This is a genomic window from Blautia sp. AF26-2, assembly GCF_003460955.1.
Classification (GTDB): Bacteria; Bacillota; Clostridia; order Lachnospirales; family Lachnospiraceae; genus Fusicatenibacter; species Fusicatenibacter saccharivorans.
This window is the reverse complement of sequence record NZ_QTWD01000004.1, coordinates 24,559-47,057: the sequence shown is the minus strand read 5'-3', so window position 1 is coordinate 47,057 and position 22,499 is coordinate 24,559. Positions and strand designations below refer to the sequence as shown.

Genomic DNA, 22,499 nt, shown 5'->3' with positions numbered 1-22,499 from the left:
AGGAATGAGAGAATATGACAAAATATCTTTTTAAGCGTTTGTTGCATGGCCTTGTTTCCGTAGTAATCGTCGTTGGATGCGTTATGACTATGATCTATTCTCTGATGGACCGAAATCTGATTTTCGCACAGGATACCACCTATTCCCATCAGAGCAATAACCAGAAAAAGGTGTACAAATATCAGAAGTGGGAGACATACGGATATCTTGATTATGTAACCTATGCAGATTATTTGAACGCTCTCAAAGCAAAAGGCGAAATTGACGAGGATACGAGATCCAAAGCAGTAGCATTCGGAAGAACGAAAGACCAGGATTCAGAACTGGTATCTGAATATGTAAAGGAATTTACAGCTTATTATAAAGCAAAAGGTTACACCGTAAGAAGATACGATGCGATCATGATGGGTAAGAAAAAATATGCCAACGGCGGACAGCAGCAGCTGTTTGCATACAGGGATATTCCGCTTGCAACACGTCTCGGAAAATATTTTTCCGGTTTGATTGACATCGACAGCATTCACGATGCTGCAAAGGTAGAAGGTAAGAGGGGGATTACATTTACCTTACACGATCCGGTATATGGGGGAAAGAAATTTTCACCGGCCATCATGGGAAATGGCACAACACACAAGTACCTGATGTACTTTGACTCAAAATTCCCATATTTCCATCAGAATATAATCACCATAAATTTAGGAAAGTCCTATTCCGTAAATGAGGGTGTGGATGTAGCACTGACCATGACCCGCGCGCAGGGATCCTACGTAAAATCGGAGATTACCTACCCAAGCGGTCTGGTGGAATACAGTGCAGACGATCTGCACAGCGCAACGTATATGAGCGAATCTCAGGATGCAAGCGCTGTTCATTCCGATCGGTTCACAGATGACTATACCAACGTGGATACAGTTAAGAGTGGTAAATCAAAAATCGGCTATTCCTTTGTGATCGGTATCATTGCCGTGATTCTTTCCTATCTCATCGCAGTGCCGCTTGGCATTCTGATGGCGAGAAAGAAAGACAAACTGGTTGACCAGCTTGGAACCATCTATATTGTATTCATTATAGCAGTACCTTCACTGGCCTATATCTTCCTGTTTAAGGCAATCGGAGGAAAAATGGGTCTGCCAACCACCTTTGACATGGATTCGAAGAGCAAGCTGATGTATATTCTGCCGATCGTTTCTCTGGCACTGCCGCAGGTGGCAAACCTGATGAAATGGCTGCGTCGATACATGATCGACCAGATGAACTCCGATTACGTAAAATTCGCAAGATCCGGTGGACTGACAGAGGGAGAAATCTTTACGAAACACATTTTGAAGAACGCAGCGATTCCGATCGTGCAGGGTGTTCCGGCGAGCGTACTGTTCGCACTGACCGGCGCCATCATCACCGAGCGTGTGTACGTAGTACCTGGTGCCGGTAATCTGCTGACGGAAGCAATCAGCAAATACGACAATGGTGTTATCGTAGGTGTTACACTGTTCTACGCAGTGCTCTCCGTGATTTCCATCATCCTGGGCGACGTTTTGATGTCCATGGTGGATCCTCGAATCTCATTCTCAACGAAAGACAGGTAGGGACTTATGAATTATGATTTAGATAAATTCGGTCTGTCTGAGGAAGAACTGTTTTCTCCTGTAGATAACAGCTCTCTGGAGTCTGAGAAAATTACGGCTCCGAGATATTCCTACTGGCATTCCGTGTTCCGCGTATTTTTTAAGAAAAAAATCAATATTGCCGTACTTTGCCTCCTGGGTGTGATTCTGCTGATGACGTATGTGTATCCGCTCTTTGTGGAGTACGACCGTTTCGCCAATCTGATGAACGGCGCGACAAAACATCTGTCTCCAGGCAAAGCATTGCAGCAGCTTGGATTCAATATTCACTGGATTTTAGGATCCGGTGCTTCCGGACAGTCGACCTTTGATGCTGTCTGGTTTGGTTCCAGAATTTCAGTTTCCCTGGCATTTATCTGTGCGCTCATCAACCTTTCGATTGGTGTGATTGTCGGATCTGTCTGGGGATTTTCGAAGAAGGTTGATGTCTTCATGATGGAGGTTTACAACATCATCGGGAATATTCCGTATGTACTTCTGATCTCCGTCCTGGTGCTTATCTTTTCTCCGAGCTTCTGGACCATGGTATTTGCACTGACCGTTACCGGATGGCTTGCCATCGCGTACTTTATCCGTACACAGGTCGTTATCATCCGTGACAGAGAGTATAATCTGGCATCAAAATGTCTCGGAACCTCGATTTTCCGCATTGCGATGAAGAATATTCTTCCGTTTATGACATCTGTCATTGTTACTCTGGCGGCAACTGAGATTCCGTCCTACATCTCTTACGAGGTGTTCCTGGCTTACATCGGTATGGGTCTTTCTGACATGTCTCTGGGAAGACTGATCTATGAGGCTGAGGGTGCCATGCTGACACCGGGATGGGGATTCGAGTTCTGGAGCCCGGTTGTTGTCGCTTCAATCATCACCGTAGTATTATATGTAGTTGGACAGAACCTTGGAGATGCGTCCGACCCGAGAACACATATGTAGGAAGGAAAGCCGCATGGAAGATAAAAAAGTATTATTATCGATTAAGGACTTACAGGTAAAATTCCGTGTCCGCGGCCGTATCCTGACGGCAATCCGGGGCGTAACGCTGGATATTTACGAGAATGAGTCCATTGCTATCGTAGGAGAGTCCGGTGCCGGTAAATCCGTATTCACAAAAGCGTTTGCGGGCATGCTGGACAGCAACGGTTTCATCGATCAGGGAGATATCGTTTTTCATGATGCCGAGCTGAGCGATACCGTTGTGCCGCTGAACTCTTATGCGAAAAAGACCATCGCATCCACCTGGGAAAAACTGAATGAGTATTCCAAACTGGAATATGGTTCAGAAGTATTCCTGAAAATGAAGGATCTGGAGCAGGAAAAAAAAGAAAAAATGACGCTGAGCGAGGAAGAGCGTGAGAAAGCAGATGCTGAAATCAAGGAACTCGTAGTAAAGAGAACCGAACTTTTCAACTATAAGCAGACACTCGATACTTCCAAAGAAAAAGCGAAAATCAAAGAGACATCTGCCGAGATTTCCAGACTGGATGGAGAGATTAAGGCTCTGCAGAAAGCAAAAGAAGAAAAAATTAAGGCACACAAACAGGCTGCCATGAACGATACGGCTTACAATCAGGCATATGATGCAAAGATGGCAGAGTACAAAAAAGAGTACGAAGGCCTGACAGCAAAAGAAATTACGGACGAGACAAGAAAGAGAAATGAGATTCTTGCCAAAGAGATCTATCTTTCCGTTGGACGTTACAAACTGCGCAAAAAAGTCCGCATGATCAAAAAGCTGCACGAGGCATTCAAAGCTGCAATGGAGCGCGGTGTGGATCTGAACGATGAGCAGAAGCGAAACGGCGTTTTTGACCAGGCTACCTTCCGCGTACGCTATCTGGATGAGACACCGGAGCAGCTTCATGGAACCTGTATCATCAATCTGGCAAAAATCCAGGATCCGAATGACTGGGGTCAGATCCGCGGTAAGAAAATTGCAACCGTATTCCAGGATCCGATGACTTCCCTGAACCCGATCATCACAATCGGAAAACAGATTACGTCTGTTATCATGAAGCATCAGCATGTCAGCGAAGTGGAAGCAAGGGCACAGGCGCTTGAGCTGATGGAAAAGGTTGGTATTCCGAACGCAGAGCAGCGTTTCGATGATTATCCGTTCCAGTATTCCGGCGGTATGAGACAGCGTATCGTTATCGCGATTGCACTTTCCTGCCGTCCGAAGATCCTCATCTGCGATGAGCCGACAACTGCGCTGGATGTTACGATTCAGGCGCAGATCCTGAAGCTGATCAAGGACCTTCAGAAAGAGTACAACTATACCATCGTGTTTATTACCCACGACCTTGGTGTCGTAGCGAATATCGCTGACCGTGTTGCCGTTCTGTACGCAGGACAGATCATCGAGTTTGCGAATGTAGAAGAGCTGTTCTACGACCCGCGCCATCCGTACACCTGGGCACTGCTTTCTTCCCTGCCGCAGCTTGCGGAGCGGAATACAAAGCTGTTCTCGATTACCGGTACCCCGCCGTCTCTGTACAACAAGATTATCGGAGACCCGTTCGCACCGCGTAACCAGTACTGTCTGAAAATCGACACACTGGAAGAGCCGCCGATGTTCAAAGTAACGGATACCCATTACGCCAAAACCTGGCTGCTGGATCCGAGAGCACCGAAGACGGAGAAGCCGGAGGCAATTCAGAATATTCACGAAAAATTATTAAAAGCATACAACTTATAGGAGAGTTTGAAAGTGTCTACAAAGCAGGAAAGCAAGACCACTGTTTCGCATCTGCCGGAGCATGGTCCGATTGACGAAAATGGAAGAGAAATCTTACTGCAGGTAAAAAATGTAGATATCACTTTCGGCAAGGGCGATGACGCAGTCAAAGCGGTAAAAAATGCTTCTTTTGACATCTACAAGGGAGAAACCTTCTCCCTCGTAGGCGAGTCCGGTTCCGGAAAGACCACGATCGGCCGTGCGGTCATTCGTGTCAACCCGTGTTCCGCAGGAGAGATCCTGTACAAGGGTGTTAAAATTTCCGGCAAGATTCCGCATTCCCTGGACCGGGAGGTTATCCGAAACATTCAGATGGTATTCCAGGATCCTGCCGCATCGTTAAATGAGCGTGCGACGGTCGATTACATCGTATCCGAGGGTCTTTACAACTTCCATCTGTACGAGAACGAGGCAGACCGTGTGAAAAAGGTAGAGAACATGATCAACGAAGTTGGTCTTCTGCCGGAGCACCTGACCCGTTACCCACATGAGTTCTCCGGCGGACAGCGCCAGCGTATCGGTCTGGCCCGTGCCATGGTTATGGAGCCGGAGCTGGTTGTAGCCGATGAGCCGATCTCCGCACTGGACGTATCGATTCGTGCCCAGGTCCTCAATCTGCTGAAGAAATTCCAGAGAGAAAAACAGGTTACTTATCTGTTTATCGCCCATGACCTTTCCATCGTACGGTTCATTTCCGACCGTATCGGTGTTATCTACAAAGGAAATATCGTAGAGGTTGCGGACGCAGAGGAGCTGTTTAACTTCCCGCTGCACCCATACACGCATTCTCTGATTTCTGCGATTCCGATTCCGGATCCGCAGCTCGAGAAGAATAAGGTGCTGTACACCTACGACCCGTCCATCCATGATTATTCCGTGGACAAACCGGAATTCGTGGATATCGGACACAACCACTTTGTATATGGAAATAAAAAAGAGATCGAAGAGTACAAGGCACTCCGTGAAAAGGGAGAGCCGCTGCAGCCGATCACCATCCGAAAGCCTGGCGAGGAAGTAAAAGAGGAGAACCACGAGGTTCATCTTTCCAAGGCAGAAGATGAATTCCTGAAAACTCCGGTTCACGATACCGGAAGCGTCTGGTACAAAGTGCTGTCATTCTTCTTCCCGATCATCGGTATCATCGCAGCGATGGTATACAAAAAGAAACAGTACTATCACAACTACAAAGCATGCAAGCAGGGCGCGCTGTACGGATTTGCCGTACTTGCCGTGATTCTCCTGATCTTTATCATTGCATTGATTTTAGTTGCCCTATAGTGGACAGGAAAGAAAAAGTGGCCCGGAACCAGAAAAAAGGTTCCGGTGCCGCTTTTTTTGATTTACGCGAGCAACGAGCCAAAGTCCGTGCTTGCACGAGACCTTGGCGACTGCCGCGATAACTTGAGAAACTCGCGGAGCGTGTTTCTCATAGTTTACAGGAAGCTTCGTTGAACTTTCCTGCAAATCAAAAAGCCTTCCGGGCAGAACGCTTTCTTATGCCGGTTCACAAAAGAGAAGCGTGAGAAGAATTCCGTTCCGATTTTACTTGACGGGAGATGTGTTTTTTGGGACAATAAATCACAGCAAAAAAGAAAATAAAAGGAAAGAGGAGCAACAGAATGGGAAGAACAGTAAAAGATCCGAACAGACGGCTGCCAAAGCCGGTACAGAAGGTCTGGCTTTCCGAAAAAAATGTCGGACGGCGCATCCTGCTTGTAGTACTGCTTCTGGCGATTGGATCCGGTTTTCTGGTGTATGGTTTTATGAACTTTCTGCACGGAGATTCCGGCTGGCGTGAGATCAGTGTAAAGGCAGGCGCGGATTTGAACTGCGGTGAGGATTTTACCTTGAAATATAACGTTGGCGCAAGCGGGGTTTCCGCAGGCGGGGAGGCAAAGGCACTTTCGCTGCTTTACACAGATGCGGCGGTGAAAGGCTACCGGCTTTTCAATATAGATGAGAGCTTTGAGGATGTGACAAACCTGTATGATATCAACCAACATCCAAATGAAGTGCTGACGGTAGATCCGGTTTTATACGATGCACTGAAAAAAGTATCCGATGCCAATTGCCGGGAAATTTATCTGGGACCGCTGTATGCGTCCCTGGAAAATCTCTGCGCCAGCAATGATGATGCGGCTGCAGCGCAGTTTGATCCGAACCGGAACGATGCGGCAGCAGAAGAAACGGCAGCAGTTGCTGCCTTTACACAGAACCCGGATGATATTTCACTGGAGCTGTCAGGGGAAAACCAGGTCTGTCTGCATGTGTCAGACGCGTATCAGGCGTATGCCGCAGAGATGGGCTATACCGCATATCTCGACTTTTTCTGGATGAAAAATGCTTTTTTGATTGATTATCTGGCGGATACGATTCGCGGCGAGGGCTATCAGCTCGGCATTATTTCCAGTAAGGACGGTTTCGTGCGCTGTCTCGATGAAACGGGAGAAAAAGAGTACCGGTATCCGCTGTATCATCTTTCCGGGAACGAAATCCAGTCATACGGAACAATGACGTATGAAGGACCGAAAAGCATCGTGTTTTTCCACGCTTACCAGGCGGGCAGCCCGGATACGTACCGCTATTATCAGTATCAGGACAAAACGATGTGCACGCCGTATCTTAGCGCGGCAGACGGAAAAGACCACACAGCAGCATCCGAACTGATTGCCTATTCCGGTGAATATGGCTGTGCCGATACGCTGCTTGCAGCATTTTCTGATTATCAGGCCGAATCGCTTTCCAGGGAGTCCCTGGAAACACTGACTTCACAGAACATTTACAGTATCTGGTTTGAGGACGATGAGATGCAGACGACAGATGAAGATCTTGCCGTAATCGTAGGAAATGAATAAAAAACAAACCAGATTTGCATTGTACAATCGCAGTTAGGATGGTAGAATAAAAACAGAATTTGAAAAATCATTTCCACAATCTGCAAGCCCCACTTCGCGATCTGTTTTGACCTTATCCGGTTGCTGCAGACCGTTTGGGCTGAAAATGGGACTCGCAGCTCACGAAAAGCTTTTTTCAAACACGCTCTGGCATGAATGAGTGCTTTTTTATGCGATTTTGTATGGGGGAAGCAGCAGCGAGAGCACGTAAAATAAAAAAGGAGGGGTTATAATTTTGAAAATGGAAGAAAAATTATACGATTATATGGATTGGGCGGAAATAGAAGCCGTGGTCTATTCCGAGGAAAATCATCCAAGAGACATCTTGGGACCGCGCGTAACGGAGGATGGTATTTTGATTCAGGCGTTTTTCCCGGGCGCAACCCGTGCAGCCGTACATACGATCCGCGACGGAAAACAGACCGAGATGGTTTGCGAGGATGAGGCGGGATTTTTCGCTGTGCTGCTTCCAGGGAAGAAAATTCCGTCCTATACGCTGATCTACTGGGACGGCGACGGAAACCAGATGGAGCATTACGATCCGTACGCCTATCCGATGCAGTTCACCGAGCAGGAACAGAAACAGTTTGAAAACGGTATCTGCTATTCCATCTATGAGAAGCTGGGTGCACACCCGGTCAAAATTGATGGGATCAGTGGCGTTTACTTCGCTGTCTGGGCACCGAATGCGATCCGTGTCAGTGTTGTCGGAAATTTCAATAACTGGGACGGAAGAGCATATCAGATGAATCTTCTGGAGTCCGGAATCTACGAGCTCTTTATCCCCGGTGTTCGCGCGGGCGACATCTATAAATATGAAATTAAGGCAAAGGGCGGTCTGACGTATCTGAAATCGGATCCATACGCGAATGCAGCACAGCTGCGTCCGAACAATGCGAGTGTTGTGGTTGATCTTGGAAAATATGCCTGGCAGGATGAGAACTGGATGAAGAAGCGTGGTGTCACACAGGGCGACAAAGCGCCGATTTCTGTTTATGAAGTGCATCTTGGCTCCTGGAAAAAACCGGACGATGGCCGTGAATTTTATAACTACCGTGAGATCGCTCCGATGCTGGCTTCTTATGTGAAAGAGCTCGGCTACACCCATGTTGAGCTGATGCCGGTGATGGAGCATCCACTCGATGAATCCTGGGGTTATCAGGTAACGGGCTATTACGCACCGACAGCACGATACGGAACGCCGGATGACTTCCGCTATTTTATGGATACGATGCACCAGAACGACATTGGTGTTATTCTCGACTGGGTACCGGCACACTTCCCGCGCGATACCTTCGGACTTTCTGCGTTTGATGGAACGTGTCTGTACGAGCATTTTGACCCGAGACAGGGATCCCATCCACACTGGGGCACGCTGATTTACAATTACGGCAGACCGGAAGTAAAGAACTTCCTGATCGCCAATGCGCTTTTCTGGGCAAAAGAGTACCATGCCGACGGAATCCGTATGGATGCGGTTGCATCGATGCTGTATCTTGATTATGGCAAGCAGGACGGGGAGTGGGTCGCAAATATCTACGGCGGAAATGAGAACCTTGAGGCAATCGAATTTTTAAAACATCTGAACTCCATCTTCAAAAAAGAGTTCCCGGATGCGCTTCTTATCGCAGAGGAATCGACCGCATGGCCGAAGGTGACGGGAGAACTCGACGATGAAGGACTTGGCTTCGACTACAAGTGGAACATGGGCTGGATGAATGATTTTACGGAATATATGAAAAACGATCCGGTATACCGCGGGGCACATCACGACCAGCTGACTTTTTCTATGGTATATGCATACTCGGAGAAATTCATGCTGAGTCTGTCGCACGATGAAGTGGTTCACCTGAAAGGGTCTATGTATACCAAAATGCCGGGTACACCGGAGCAGAAAATGGCAAATCTTCGTCTGGCGTACGCTTATCAGATGGTGCATCCCGGAAAGAAGCTTCTGTTTATGGGACAGGAATTTGGACAGGAAAAAGAGTGGAATGAGAAACAGTCCCTGTCCTGGGAGCTTCTTGAGGACAAGGAACATCTGCAGCTAAAAAACTATATGGCGGCACTTCATGCATTCTACAAAGCAAATCCGGCATTGTATCAGCTTGACGAAAAGCCGGAGGGCTTTGAGTGGATCAATGGCATGGAGTGGGAAAAGAATCTTCTGATCTTCCTTCGCAGAACAAGGAAGAAAGAAGACACGCTGCTTGTCGTATGCAACTTCTCGAATGTCGAGTACGATGATTTCCGCATTGGTGTGCCGTATCCAGGAAAGTACAAAGAGATGTTCAACAGCGATGCGGAAAGCTATGGCGGAACAGGCGTCGGAAATCCACGCGTGAAAATGTCGAAAAAGACAGAATGCGACGAACGGAAAAACTCGATTACCGTGAAACTCGCACCGCTTTCTGTTCAGGTATTTTCTTATACGAAGCCGGAGACGGGCGCTGCAAGCAATAAGAGCGCAAAGGCAAAAACTGCAGCGAAGGCGGCAGCAGAGAAGAAAACCGGAAAGAAGGGAAAACCGGCTGGAAAAACGGAAGAAGCAGTAAAAGCAGTAAAAGCAAAGAAAACAACAAAGACTGCCCAAAAAGCAGAGAAAAAGGTATCGGAAAAAACGGTGAAAACCGCAGAGAAAAAGCAGGGAACTACGACTGCGACAGAGAAGGTGGAGAAAGTCGTAAAGCAGGCGATCGACAGCAAACCGGTGAAAACGGTAGAGCAGACGGTGGACAAGCTGGTGAAAGCCGGAAAATCCGCAGCGGCAGAGGCAGCAAAAGCCGTGGAAAAATACCGCGCAGCCGCCGATCCGGAAAAGAAGCCGGCGACAAAGCCGGAAACCAAGTCAGAAGCAAAATCAGAGGCAAAACCAGAGACAAAAACGAAAAAAAGCACAGGCATGAGTGAACTCGGCGAGGAGCTGCAGAGAAAATTCGAGACAGAGGAGAGATAACACATGGTGAATCTGACAGCGGCGGAACGCGTCTATGAATACTGGATCGACAAGGCCTCTTCGGCTGCCGATCTGGTGCTGAAGATCGTGTTTGCAGTAATTCTGTTTCTGGTTGCACGCAAACTGATCCTGTGGCTCTGTGGTCTGATCCGGAAAAACATGCGGCGTTTTCACACGGAGGAGGCGGTGGTCAGTTTCACCGTTTCCATGGTGAAATACAGTCTGAACACGCTGCTGGTGCTGACCATTATCGTTCAGCTCGGTATCGTATCCGAAGCGTCGATCGCAGCAGCTATCGCCTCCGCCGGCGTTGCCGTATCCCTGGCATTGCAGGGCGGTCTCTCGAACTTTGCAGGCGGGGTGATGATTCTGCTGCTGAAGCCATTTAAGGTCGGTGACTACATTATCTTCCCGGGCGAAGGCCAGGAGGGAACGGTCAAAAAGATTGAGATGTATTACACGACAATCAACAGCATCGACAACCGTACCATCATGATCCCGAACGCCAATCTGACGAACCACACCATCATCAACGTGACGGCGATGGACCGGAGAAAGCTGGAGATCAAAGTCGGCATTTCTTATGAGTCCGATATCAGAAAAGCGAAGGACATCCTGCGCCGCCTCGTTGAGGAGGAGCCGCATTTTCAGTCGGAGGAACAGCAGTTTTTCGTAGATGAGCTGGGCGAGAGCGCGATTACGGTCGGTCTGCGCGCCTGGGTCGCAACGGAAAATTACTGGCCGGTCAAATGGAAAATGAATGAGCGCATCAAAGAAGAGTTTGACGCGGCGGGAATTTCCATCCCGTATAACCAGCTCGATGTCCACATCTGCCCGGAACCGGCGAACAAAAAAGCCGGAAAAGGCGATAAATAAAGGATATTTTGAAAATTAGCCCTTGCAATTGCACGGAAAAGGTGCTATAGTAAAGTTGTTAATAAGTGACTGTTAAGGAGTGGACGATTTCGTCCACTCTTTCTTGTGTACAGGGAAATGAAAGAATTTTTCGAAAGTTTCCCTGAATCAAAAAGGTGGTGAGGATTTGAGCAGAAGAGAAGAATACGAACAGAAGGCAGAAGAACTGATCACTCCGATTGTAGAAGCCAATGGTTTTGAACTGGTGGATGTGGAGTATGTCAAAGAGGGCGGTACCTGGTACCTGCGTGCTTACATCGACAAAGAAGGCGGAATTACCGTGGATGACTGCGAAATCGTCAGCCGTGCATTTTCTGACCGGCTGGACGCAGAGGACTTTATCGATGACGCCTATATCATGGAGGTCAGCTCCCCGGGTCTTGGACGTCCGCTGAAAAAAGAGAAAGACTACAAGAGAAGCATGGGAAAAGAGCTGGAAATCCGGACATACCGTGCGATCGAGAGAAACCGGGAATTTTACGGAATACTCACCGCATATGATGATAACAGTGTGACCATTTTGGAGGAGGACGGAACAGAGCGCGTCTTCCAGAAAAGCGATATTGCATTGATCCGTTTAGCATTTGATTTCTAAACAGACGCAGATACAGGAGGAAAAGAGAAAAATGAATACAGAATTAATGGAGGCCCTTGAAGTTCTTGAGAAAGAGAAGAATATCAGCAAAGATACCCTGCTTGAGGCAATTGAGCAGTCGCTGATCCAGGCCTGTAAAAACCATTTTGGCAAAGCAGATAATGTAAAGGTAAGCATTAACGCCCAGACTGGTGATTTCAAAGTCGTAGCAGAGAAAACCGTTGTTGATCTGGTACAGGATCCGATCATGGAGATCGCCCTTTCCGATGCAAAACGTGCAGACTCCCGCTATGAACTCGGCGATATCGTTCCGGTAGAAATCAAATCCAAAGAGTTCGGCCGTATTGCAACCCAGAATGCCAAAAACGTCATTCTTCAGAAGATCCGTGAGGAAGAGCGTAAAGTTCTGTTTGATCAGTACTTCGAGAAAGAGCACGATGTGGTTACCGGTGTGGTACAGCGCTATGTAGGACGCAACGTCAGCATCAACCTCGGTAAAGTAGACGCTCTGCTGACCGAGAACGAGCAGGTCAAAGGCGAGAAATTTGAGCCGACCCAGCGTGTGAAAGTATACGTTCTGGAAGTAAAGAATACAACCAAGGGACCGAAAGTCATGGTATCCCGTACCCATCCGGAACTCGTAAAACGTCTCTTTGAGTCTGAGGTTTCCGAGGTTGCAGAAGGCATCGTAGAGATCAAGAGCATTGCCCGTGAGGCAGGAAGCCGTACGAAAATGGCAGTATGGTCCAACGATCCGAACGTCGATGCAGTCGGCGCATGCGTCGGTATGAACGGAAGCCGTGTCAACGCGGTTGTCAATGAGCTGAACGGAGAGAAGATCGACATCATTACATGGGATGAGAACCCGGCACTCCTGATCGAGAACGCACTGAGCCCGGCAAAAGTTATCTCCGTTATGGCAGATCCGGATGAGAAGACCGCAAAAGTAATCGTTCCGGATTACCAGCTTTCCCTTGCCATCGGTAAAGAGGGACAGAACGCAAGACTTGCCGCACGTCTGACCGGATTCAAGATCGACATTAAGAGCGAGACCCAGGCACGCGAGGCAGGAGACTTCGACTACGTAGACGAAGAGGAATACGAGGAGGAGGACAATTACGATGAGTCCGCAGCAGAGGAGGAAACCATCTCTGCAGAAGAAAACTTCGACGAGAATGATGTAGAAACAGCAGAGAAAGCCGGAGACGAAGAGTAATTAAAATAAAAACAAAGGCGGGATGAGCATTTGAGTACAGTTCGTAAAGTGCCGCTGCGTAAATGCATTGGCTGCAATGAAATGAAAAACAAAAAAGAAATGATCCGCGTGGTGAAAACCACCGAAGGAACGATTGTTCCGGACACAACCGGAAGAATGAACGGACGCGGTGCTTATGTCTGCTCTCTGGAATGTCTGGGGAAAGCAATGAAAAACAAAGGACTTTCCCGTTCTCTGAAGGCAGAAATTCCATCAGAGGTTTATGAGCAGTTAAAGGAGGCATTTGCGAAGATTGAACAGTCAAAGTAAAGGATTATCCATGCTGGGCCTTGCCATGAAGGCGGGTAAGGTATCGAGCGGCGAATTTGCGACCGAGCAGGCCGTAAAGAGCGGCAGCGCATACCTTGTCATTCTGGCGGAAACGGCGTCGGCCAATACACAGAAGAAATTTCGCAATATGTGTGCATACTATAAAGTGCCATGCATTCTTTTTGGGGACAAAGAGCAGCTTGGAAGAGCCATCGGAAGAGAATACCGTTCTTCCCTTGCCGTATGTGAAGCGCATTTTGCAGAAAAAATAGCAGCATTGTTGGCAGAAGCGTAAGGCGTAAGGCCGGAAAGGTCGGTGGATGGATGCAGGAAACACGAAAACCGCAGAAAGAGGAGAAAAGATCATTGGAAAAGAAAGATACAGAAAATATGGAAATGAAGAAACCGGAAGAGCAGGCAAAACCGAAGAAAAAGAAAATTATTTCCGTTGTGCGTCCGCAGAACGCAACAAGTAAAGAAGCAAAAGAGTTCACAAAGAACCAGGGACAGAAAAAAGACCGTCCGTCCCGCGGAAACGGCCGTCCGGAAGGAAACCGCAATGGAAACGGAAGAAGCGAGGACCGTCCGAACCGTGGAAACGGAAACGGCGGAAATGGAGATCGTCCGAACCGCAATGGAGACCGTCCGCAGGGAGAGCGCCGTTTCAACAATAACGGAGACCGTCCGAACCGCAATGGAGACCGTCCGCAGGGAGAGCGCCGCTTCAACAATAACGGAGACCGCCCGAACCGCAGCGGAGACCGTCCGCAGGGAGAACGCCGCTTCGGCGGAAACAATGGAGACCGCCCGAACCGCAGCGGAGACCGTCCGGGAGGAGACCGCAATAACGGCGGAAGAAGCGGAAACGGTGAGAGAAGCGGAAGACCATTCGGTGAGCGTTCCGCACGTCCAAACGGAGGCAGACCGGGAAATAATGGCGGAAGACCGTTCGCAGGAAAGGATGATGATTCCCAGAATCAGAACCGCCGTCCGGGAGGAGACCGCCGCAGAACCGAGCATAAGAGCTCTGCAGGCGATACAATGAGCCTTGGCATCAAGAAGCCAGGCCGTGATACAGGAAGAAAAGAAAAAGACAAAAACAAAGATTCTTTAAGAGAAAATAAATTCAGTGAAGACAGAGGAAGAGGCGGAAACCGTCCGAACCAGGGACATCATCAGCAGTCCAGACTCCCGAAAGCGCTCCAGAAACCGGTCAACAAACCGAAACAGGAAGCTCCGAAGGATGAGGTAAAGGAGATTACCCTGCCGGAGAAAATGACTATCCGCGAGCTGGCTGAGAAGATGAAAATGCAGCCGGCAGTCATCGTAAAGAAACTGTTCATGGAAGGAACGATGGTTACCGTAAACCATGAGATCGATTTCGAAAAAGCACAGGAAATCGCGCTTGATTATAACATCATCGCTGAGCCGGAAGAGAAAGTCGATGTGATCGAAGAGCTCTTAAAAGAGGACGAAGAGGATGAAAAAGACATGGTTCCGCGTCCGCCGGTAGTCTGCGTTATGGGACACGTTGACCACGGTAAAACATCTCTTCTGGACTGCATCCGGAACACCCATGTCACCGACCGCGAGGCTGGCGGTATTACCCAGCACATCGGTGCATACACCGTTTCGATCAACAAACAGAAGATTACGTTCCTCGATACCCCGGGACATGAGGCATTCACTGCTATGCGTATGCGTGGAGCCAATGCAACGGATATCGCCATTCTCGTTGTCGCAGCAGACGACGGTGTGATGCCGCAGACCGTTGAGGCAATCAACCATGCAAAAGCAGCCGGCGTTGAGATCATCGTTGCGATCAATAAGATCGATAAACCAGGCGCAAACGTAGAGCGTGTAAAACAGGAGCTCTCCGAGTACGAACTGATTCCGGAGGACTGGGGCGGAAGCACCGTATTTGTTCCGGTATCTGCAAAGAACAACGAAGGTATCGACGATCTGCTGGAAATGATCCTTCTGACTTCCGAAGTGCTCGAGCTGAAAGCAAACCCGAACCGGAAAGCAAGAGGTCTTGTCATCGAGGCTGAGCTGGATAAAGGAAAAGGACCGGTTGCTACCATTCTGGTACAGAAAGGTACCCTGCATGTCGGCGATTACATCGCAGCAGGCGCATGCTCCGGTAAAGTCCGTGCGATGATGGATGATAAGGGACGCCGCGTCAAAGAGGCAGGCCCGTCTACTCCGGTTGAGATCCTCGGACTTTCCGATGTTCCGAACGCAGGAGAGATCCTCGTTCAGACCGATAACGATAAAGAAGCAAAGAACTTCGCAGCAACCTTCGTGGCAGAGAACAAGAAGAACCTGCTTGAGGAGACAAAAGCGAAGATGTCCCTGGATGATCTGTTCAACCAGATTCAGGAGGGTAACTTAAAAGAACTGGCACTCGTTGTCAAAGCCGATGTACAGGGATCTGTCGAGGCAGTAAAACAGAGTCTTGTCAAACTCTCCAACGAGGAAGTTGCCGTACGCGTCATCCACGGAGGTGTCGGTGCGATCAACGAGTCCGACGTTATGCTGGCAACCGCATCTTCCGCCATCATTATCGGATTTAACGTACGCCCGGATGCGAACGCAAAATCCATGGCAGAGCAGAACGGCGTAGACATCCGTCTGTACCGTGTCATCTACCAGGCAATTGAGGATGTTGAGGCAGCCATGAAGGGTATGCTTGAGCCGGTTTACGAAGAGAAAGTTATCGGCCATGCCGAGGTACGTCAGCTCTTCAAGGCATCCGGTGTCGGAACGATCGCCGGAAGCTATGTACTGGACGGAACGTTCCAGAGAGGCTGCAAAGTTCGAATCAGCCGCGAAGGAAACCAGATCTTCGAAGGAAATCTGGCATCCCTCAAACGTTTCAAAGACGATGTCAAAGAAGTGCGCTCCGGCTATGAGTGCGGTCTTGTATTTGAAGGATTCAACGATCTTCAGGAGTTCGATCAGGTCGAGGCTTATATCATGGTAGAAGTGCCGAGATAGAAATGAGGAATTAAGTTGAGAAAAAACAGTATTAAAAACACCAGGATCAACGGGGAAGTACAGAAAGAGCTTTCCAACATCATCCGGAACGAGATCAAGGATCCGCGCATCGGAATGATGACCTCTGTCACAGCGGCAGAGGTAGCGCCGGATCTGAAGACGTGTAAAGTATATATCAGTGTGTTTGGCGATGATGAGGCGAAGAAAGAAACCATCCGCGGCTTAAAGAGCGCGGAGGGCTTCATCCGCCGTATGCTGGCCAAGACCATTAACCTCCGCAATACACCGGAGCTGACCTTTGTCCTGGATGAGTCGATTGAATATGGCGTTACGATGTCGAAACTGATTGATGAAGTAACACACAAAGAAGACAAAAAGGATGAGGAAAATGAAGAAAATTGATGAAATTCTAAACGGAGTCTCCTGCATGGCCATCGCCGGACACGTTCGTCCGGACGGTGACTGCATCGGTTCCTGCCTGGGATTATACCAGTATCTTCGCGACAATCGGCCGGAGATTCAGGCAGATGTCTATCTTGAGGATCCACGGCCGGAATTTTCCTATCTTCCGGGCTTTTCTGAGGTAAAGACAAGCTGTGAAGAGAAAGCGTACGACCTTGTGGTCCTTCTGGATGTATCCAGCGAGGACCGCATCGGCGTTGCCGCACCGCTTCTTGCAAAAGCGGGAAAGACGATCTGCATCGATCACCATGTGACGAATACAGAATATTGCGAAATCAATCACGTAGAGCCGGATGCAAGCTCTGCCTGCGAGGTGCTGTTCGGACTTTTGGAGGAAGAAAAGATCTCCGAGCCGTGCGCCGAGGCGCTGTACACCGGTATTGTGACCGATTCCGGCGTATTCCAGTACAGCAGCACCTCTCCGCACACGATGCGGGTTGCGGCCGCTCTGATGGAAAAGGGAGTTCCGTTTACCAGAATCATCGAGGATGCATTCTTCAAGAAAACATACGTACAGAACCAGATTATGGGACGCACGCTGACAGAGAGCATCATGCTTCTCGACAAGCAGTGTATTGTCGGTATCGTGCGGAAGAAGGTCATGGACTTCTATGGCCTGACATCGGGAGATATGGACGGCATTGTCATCCAGTTAAAAAATACAGAAGGCGTTCACGTAGCGATTTTTCTGTATGAGCTGGAGCCGCAGGTCTTCAAAGTAAGCCTCCGCTCCGACGAGCTGGTTGATGTGAGCAAAATCGCAGCCGTATTCGGCGGCGGCGGCCATATCCGTGCGGCTGGCTGCACGATGTCAGGTTCTCCGTATGATGTAATCAACAATCTGACTCTGTATATCGAAAAACAGCTTCTTGCAGAAGAGGAAGAAGAGACGACAGAGGAAGAAGCATAAACAGGAAACAGCCGGGCGCAGAAAATATATCCACGCCCGGTTTTCTTGTGAAAAAGAGGGAGACAAAACAACATGATAAACGGAGTTCTGAACGTATGGAAAGAGGCGGGATTTACGTCGCATGACGTGGTTGCGAAGCTGCGCGGCATCCTGCACCAGAAAAAAATCGGCCACACCGGAACCCTAGACCCGGATGCGACGGGCGTGCTTCCGGTCTGCCTTGGAAAGGGAACGCGTCTCTGCGATATGCTGACCGATGAAACGAAGACGTATGAAGCGCTGCTTCACCTTGGAATCGCAACGGATACGCAGGACATGAGCGGAACCGTGACAGCAGAAGCGCCAGTGACCGTGACGGAAGAAGAGGTGCGGGACTGCATCGCCTCGTTTGTCGGGGAGCAGCAGCAGGTGCCGCCGATGTATTCCGCGCTGAAGGTTAATGGAAAGAAACTCTACGAGCTGGCGCGGGAAGGCATCGAGATCGAGAGGAAGGCCCGCACGGTGCACTTTTACGAGATCAGCATTCTGGAAGTGAAGCTTCCGCTGGTGCGCATGGAGGTAACGTGTTCGAAGGGAACGTATATCCGCACCCTGTGCCACGATATCGGCGAAAAACTGGGCTGCCACGGATGTATGGAGCAGCTGATCCGCACGAGAGTCGGCCAGTTTGACCGAAACGGAGCGCACACGCTTGACGAGATCGCAGCGATTGTCGGTGAGGGCCGCCTTTCGGAGATCCTCGTGCCGGTCGATGAAATGTTTGCCGCGCTGCGCAGCTTTGCGACAGCGGACGATCATGCGAAAAAGCTTGCGGAAAACGGAAATCCGCTGAAACCGGCGCAGATCCGCGAAATCGGGGAAACTGCTTCCGGCGGGGACTTCGCAGAAGACGAGGAGTTCCGCCTTTATCTCGATGGCGGAACGTTTGTCGGTATTTATCAATACAGACCATCACAAAACTTAACCAGACCGGTCAAGTTATTTCTGGAGAGAACATGAGATATCTAACAAAAACACTGGATTTTGATAGCAGAGGGGACAGCGTTGTAACCCTGGGAAAATTTGACGGCCTCCACCGGGGGCATATGCTTCTGATCCGTCGTGTCCTTGCAATCGGCAGAACGGAAGGACTGGAAACGGTTGTGTTTACGTTTGACGTGCCGCCGCAGTCGAAAGTGCAGCATGTCAAGCCGCATCAGCTGCTGACGAATGAGGAGAGAAGAGCCCGGCTCGAACAGCTTGGCATGGACTGCCTTGTGGAATGCCCGTTTGTGGATGAAGTGATGCACATGACGCCGGAAGCCTTTATCAAAGAGATTCTGGTGGATAAGCTGCACGCGAAAAAAGTTGTTGTGGGAAAGGATTTCGGTTTTGGCTACAAGAGAAGCGGCACAGCCGAAATGCTGAAAGAAATGGGCCCGTCCCTTGGTTTTGAAACCGAGATCATCGAAAAAGCAGAGGAAAACGGCCGCGAGATCAGCAGCACCTGGGCACGGGAAGAGCTGGAACAGGGCAATATGGAAGCCGTGAGCGGTCTGCTCGGCTACGATTACGCGGTTCACGGCGAGATTGTCCACGGTCATGCACTCGGCAGAACGATCGGCGTGCCGACCATCAATCAGATCCCGCCGGCAGAAAAGCTGCTTCCGCCGTTCGGCGTCTACGTTTCCGAGGTGAAAATCGAAGGAAAAATTTATTACGGTATCACAAACATCGGTGTTAAGCCGACGGTACAGGAAAAATTTACCGGCGTGGAGACGAATCTTTTTGACTGCAGCGAGGATCTCTATGGAAAACAGGCGGAGGTTTCTCTGTTAAAATTTCTGCGCCCGGAGCAGAAATTTGTTTCGATCGACGCGCTGAAAAACCAGCTCGATCATGATGTTGCGGCAGGAAAAAAATATGTAGAAAAAAAGTTCGCTCAGCAGTGAAACACTCGCTGTTTCGCTGCGTAAGAAAGTGATTCAGGTGTGAGCAGCTCTCCTTTTGCGAAGCAAAACTTAAAATGAGAGCTGCGAAAGTTACAGTTCGGAGAACTGTAACTACGTGAAAATTCATCGCGAAAACATCTGATTTTAGTATTTACAATTCGAAAAGCGTATGCTATACTAATCGAGTATGTGGGACAAAAAAGATCCCCGGACCCTGATTCAGAGGCAGGACACTCCGACCACTTCTTAGTCAGCGGTGCAATCAAAATAATAGGAGGAATTTAAAATGATTTCGAAAGAAAAAAAACAGGCAATCATCAAAGAGTATGCAAGAACTGAGGGAGATACAGGATCACCGGAAGTACAGGTAGCTGTTCTTACCGCAAGAATCGAGGAGCTCACTGAGCATCTGAAAGTTCACCACAAAGATCATCACTCCAGAAGAGGTCTTCTGAAAATGGTTGGTCAGAGACGTGGTCTGCTTGACTACTTAAAGAAAACTGATATTGAAAGATACCGTGCTTTAATCGAGAAGTTAGGAATCAGAAAATAATCAGCTTGGAACAACGGGCGGGATACATTTTCCGCCCGTTTCTTTGCTTGTAAGATCAAAGACAGCAAACGACATGGAGCCATTCTGGGCGCAGGAATTTTATCCGAGACCACTGAAAAACACATTGAAAGCTGCATCTTGTCCGTATTCCGGTGTGCTTTTCAGTTGTTTCGGAAATTCTGCTCAGAAGAAAAAAAGGAGATTATTTATGTACAAGAGTTTTTCTATGGAACTGGCAGGCAGAACCCTGACCGTAGACGTAGGCCGTGTAGCAAAACAGGCAAACGGCGCAGCATTTATGCATTATGGCGATACTGTAGTTCTTTCTACAGCAACCGCATCTGAGAAACCGCGTGATGGCATCGACTTCTTCCCATTAAGCGTTGAGTACGAAGAGAAGATGTACGCCGTTGGAAAAATCCCGGGCGGATTCAACAAAAGAGAAGGAAAAGCAAGCGAGCACGCAATTCTGACCAGCCGTGTCATTGACCGTCCGATGCGTCCGCTGTTCCCAAAAGATTACCGCAACGATGTTACCTTAAACAACATGGTAATGTCCGTAGATCCGGAGTGTGATCCGGAAGTAGTCGCAATGCTGGGTTCCGCAATCGCAACCTGCATTTCCGACATCCCGTTTGACGGTCCGTGTGCCATGACTCAGATCGGTATGATCGACGGCGAGTTCATCGTAAACCCGACTCTCGCACAGAAAGCAGTATCCGACCTGAAACTGACCGTAGCTTCCACCAGAGAGAAAGTCATCATGATCGAAGCCGGAGCAAAAGAGATTCCGGAAGCAAAAATGATCGACGCCATCTACAAAGCACACGAAGTAAACCAGGAAATCATCAAATTCATCGACAGCATCGTAGCAGAGGTTGGAAAACCGAAACACGCTTATGAGAGTTGCGCTATTCCGGAAGAGCTGTTTGCAGCGATCAAAGAGATCGTTCCTCCGGCCGAGATGGAAGAGGCTGTTTTCAGCGATGACAAACAGACAAGAGAAGAAAACATCCGTGTCATCACCGAGAAACTCGAGGAGGCATTTGCCGACAACGAAGAGTGGCTGGCAGTATTAGGCGAGGCTGTTTACCAGTATCAGAAAAAGACTGTTCGTAAGATGATCTTAAAAGACCACAAACGTCCGGACGGCCGTGCGATCACAGAAATCCGTCCTCTGGCAGCAGAGGTTGACATTATCCCGCGTGTTCATGGTTCCGCTATGTTCACCCGTGGACAGACTCAGATCTGCAACGTAACAACACTGGCTCCGCTTTCCGAAGCACAGAAACTGGACGGACTGGATGAGTTCGAGACCTCCAAACGTTACATGCATCAGTACAACTTCCCGTCCTACTCTGTAGGTGAGACAAAACCGTCCCGCGGACCGGGACGCCGTGAGATCGGCCATGGTGCTCTGGCAGAACGTGCCCTGGTTCCGGTACTTCCGACCGAGGAAGAGTTCCCGTACGCAATCCGTACCGTATCCGAGACCTTCGAGTCCAACGGTTCTACTTCCCAGGCAAGTATCTGTGCATCCACCATGTCTCTGATGGCTGCCGGTGTACCGATCAAAAAACCGGTTGCAGGTATCTCCTGCGGTCTGGTAACAGGCGAGACCGATGATGATTACCTCGTACTGACCGATATCCAGGGTCTCGAAGACTTCTTCGGCGACATGGACTTTAAGGTAGCTGGTACCCACGACGGAATCACTGCAATCCAGATGGATATCAAGATCCATGGACTGACCCGTCAGATCGTAGAAGAGGCGATTGCCAGAACGAAACAGGCAAGAGAGTACATCCTGACCGAGGTTATGGAGAAAGCGATCGCAGAGCCGCGTAAGACGGTCGGCGAGTTCGCTCCGAAGATCATCCAGATGATGATCGACCCGCAGAAGATCGGTGAAGTTGTCGGCCAGAGAGGAAAGACCATCAACGCCATCATCGATGAGACCGGCGTAAAGATCGACATCACAGATGACGGTGCAGTTTCCATCTGCGGAACCGAGCAGGCTATGATGGATCAGGCAAAGAAATATATCGAGATCATCGCAAGCGACTTTACCGAGGGACAGATCCTGACCGGAAAAGTTGTCAGCATCAAAGACTTCGGTGCTTTCCTTGAGTTCGCACCTGGAAAAGAAGGTCTGGTACACATCTCCAAGCTCGCCAAACAGCGTGTTGAGAAAGTAGAAGACGTTGTCAGCCTTGGCGATGTTGTAAAAGTAGTCTGCATGGGCAAAGATAAGATGGGCCGTGTAAGCTTCAGTATCAAGGATGTTCCGGCAGACGCGAAATAAATAGATCTGCCAGACGATAAAGAGCGGGGAACACAGAAAAAGGGATCTGCAAAACGGTTCGTTTTTCTGTGTTTTCTTATGTCCAATAGGA

General features: G+C 49.1%; 19 protein-coding genes. 18 read left to right on the top strand and 1 reads right to left on the bottom strand.

Annotation, left to right across the window (positions count from 1 at the left end; genetic code table 11):
* Window positions 1-14 precede the first annotated feature (14 nt).
* The 5 genes from DWY63_RS06630 to DWY63_RS06610 all read left to right on the top strand — a co-directional run bounded on the left by DWY63_RS06630 (window position 15) and on the right by DWY63_RS06610 (window position 7,217).
* Entirely contained in the window at window positions 15-1,586 is a 1,572-nt protein-coding gene (locus DWY63_RS06630; protein WP_022461047.1) for an ABC transporter permease, read from the top strand.
* A gap of 6 nt (window positions 1,587-1,592) precedes the next feature.
* Window positions 1,593-2,561 carry an ABC transporter permease gene (locus DWY63_RS06625; RefSeq protein ID WP_055228618.1) on the top strand — a complete coding sequence of 323 codons (969 nt, stop codon included), beginning with the start codon at window positions 1,593-1,595 and terminating at the stop codon, window positions 2,559-2,561.
* Window positions 2,562-2,574: 13 nt separating this feature from the next.
* Window positions 2,575-4,323 carry an oligopeptide ABC transporter ATP-binding protein OppD gene (gene oppD / locus DWY63_RS06620; RefSeq protein WP_117801678.1) on the top strand — a complete coding sequence of 583 codons (1,749 nt, stop codon included), beginning with the start codon at window positions 2,575-2,577 and terminating at the stop codon, window positions 4,321-4,323.
* A gap of 12 nt (window positions 4,324-4,335) precedes the next feature.
* Complete coding sequence (locus tag DWY63_RS06615; RefSeq protein WP_270423095.1) at window positions 4,336-5,640, top strand: ATP-binding cassette domain-containing protein; 1,305 nt, start codon at window positions 4,336-4,338, stop codon at window positions 5,638-5,640.
* Window positions 5,641-5,981: 341 nt separating this feature from the next.
* Complete coding sequence (locus DWY63_RS06610) at window positions 5,982-7,217, top strand: hypothetical protein (RefSeq protein WP_117801677.1); 1,236 nt, start codon at window positions 5,982-5,984, stop codon at window positions 7,215-7,217.
* Here DWY63_RS06610 and DWY63_RS19065 read toward each other — a convergent pair.
* Entirely contained in the window at window positions 7,142-7,396 is a 255-nt protein-coding gene (locus tag DWY63_RS19065; RefSeq protein WP_442857751.1) for a DUF6783 domain-containing protein, read from the bottom strand. The two genes, DWY63_RS06610 and DWY63_RS19065, sit on opposite strands and share 76 nt — an antisense overlap.
* Window positions 7,397-7,497: 101 nt before the next feature.
* Here DWY63_RS19065 and glgB point away from each other — a divergent pair, with 101 nt between their 5' ends.
* The 13 genes from glgB to DWY63_RS06545 all read left to right on the top strand — a co-directional run bounded on the left by glgB (window position 7,498) and on the right by DWY63_RS06545 (window position 22,408).
* On the top strand, window positions 7,498-10,212 hold the full coding sequence (glgB, locus tag DWY63_RS06605) for a 1,4-alpha-glucan branching protein GlgB (RefSeq protein WP_117801765.1): 2,715 nt from the start codon (window positions 7,498-7,500) through the stop codon (window positions 10,210-10,212).
* A 3-nt stretch (window positions 10,213-10,215) separates the two neighbouring features.
* The gene (locus DWY63_RS06600; protein ID WP_022462926.1) at window positions 10,216-11,088 is read left to right on the top strand and encodes a mechanosensitive ion channel family protein; all 873 of its coding nucleotides are present in this window, start codon (window positions 10,216-10,218) and stop codon (window positions 11,086-11,088) included.
* Window positions 11,089-11,254: 166 nt separating this feature from the next.
* Complete coding sequence (gene rimP / locus DWY63_RS06595) at window positions 11,255-11,722, top strand: ribosome maturation factor RimP (RefSeq protein ID WP_022462927.1); 468 nt, start codon at window positions 11,255-11,257, stop codon at window positions 11,720-11,722.
* 31 nt (window positions 11,723-11,753) lie between these two features.
* Window positions 11,754-12,938 carry a transcription termination factor NusA gene (nusA, locus tag DWY63_RS06590; RefSeq protein WP_117801676.1) on the top strand — a complete coding sequence of 395 codons (1,185 nt, stop codon included), beginning with the start codon at window positions 11,754-11,756 and terminating at the stop codon, window positions 12,936-12,938.
* A gap of 30 nt (window positions 12,939-12,968) precedes the next feature.
* Window positions 12,969-13,247 carry an RNase P modulator RnpM gene (gene rnpM, locus DWY63_RS06585; protein WP_022462929.1) on the top strand — a complete coding sequence of 93 codons (279 nt, stop codon included), beginning with the start codon at window positions 12,969-12,971 and terminating at the stop codon, window positions 13,245-13,247.
* A complete protein-coding gene (locus tag DWY63_RS06580; protein ID WP_055221524.1) occupies window positions 13,231-13,542 on the top strand; it encodes a L7Ae/L30e/S12e/Gadd45 family ribosomal protein in 312 nt (103 codons plus the stop codon). Before rnpM ends, DWY63_RS06580 begins: the two co-directional genes overlap by 17 nt.
* 29 nt (window positions 13,543-13,571) lie before the next feature.
* Entirely contained in the window at window positions 13,572-16,247 is a 2,676-nt protein-coding gene (gene infB, locus DWY63_RS06575) for a translation initiation factor IF-2 (protein ID WP_082424733.1), read from the top strand.
* A 15-nt stretch (window positions 16,248-16,262) separates the two neighbouring features.
* Window positions 16,263-16,649 carry a 30S ribosome-binding factor RbfA gene (gene rbfA / locus DWY63_RS06570; protein ID WP_022462931.1) on the top strand — a complete coding sequence of 129 codons (387 nt, stop codon included), beginning with the start codon at window positions 16,263-16,265 and terminating at the stop codon, window positions 16,647-16,649.
* On the top strand, window positions 16,636-17,619 hold the full coding sequence (locus DWY63_RS06565; RefSeq protein WP_117509186.1) for a DHH family phosphoesterase: 984 nt from the start codon (window positions 16,636-16,638) through the stop codon (window positions 17,617-17,619). Before rbfA ends, DWY63_RS06565 begins: the two co-directional genes overlap by 14 nt.
* A 72-nt stretch (window positions 17,620-17,691) precedes the next feature.
* Complete coding sequence (gene truB / locus DWY63_RS06560; protein WP_117509185.1) at window positions 17,692-18,618, top strand: tRNA pseudouridine(55) synthase TruB; 927 nt, start codon at window positions 17,692-17,694, stop codon at window positions 18,616-18,618.
* A complete protein-coding gene (locus DWY63_RS06555) occupies window positions 18,615-19,550 on the top strand; it encodes a bifunctional riboflavin kinase/FAD synthetase (RefSeq protein WP_117760893.1) in 936 nt (311 codons plus the stop codon). Before truB ends, DWY63_RS06555 begins: the two co-directional genes overlap by 4 nt.
* Before the next feature lie 286 nt (window positions 19,551-19,836).
* On the top strand, window positions 19,837-20,103 hold the full coding sequence (rpsO, locus tag DWY63_RS06550) for a 30S ribosomal protein S15 (RefSeq protein WP_022462935.1): 267 nt from the start codon (window positions 19,837-19,839) through the stop codon (window positions 20,101-20,103).
* Window positions 20,104-20,311: 208 nt separating this feature from the next.
* Complete coding sequence (locus DWY63_RS06545) at window positions 20,312-22,408, top strand: polyribonucleotide nucleotidyltransferase (protein WP_022462936.1); 2,097 nt, start codon at window positions 20,312-20,314, stop codon at window positions 22,406-22,408.
* The last annotated feature ends 91 nt before the right edge of the window (window positions 22,409-22,499 follow it).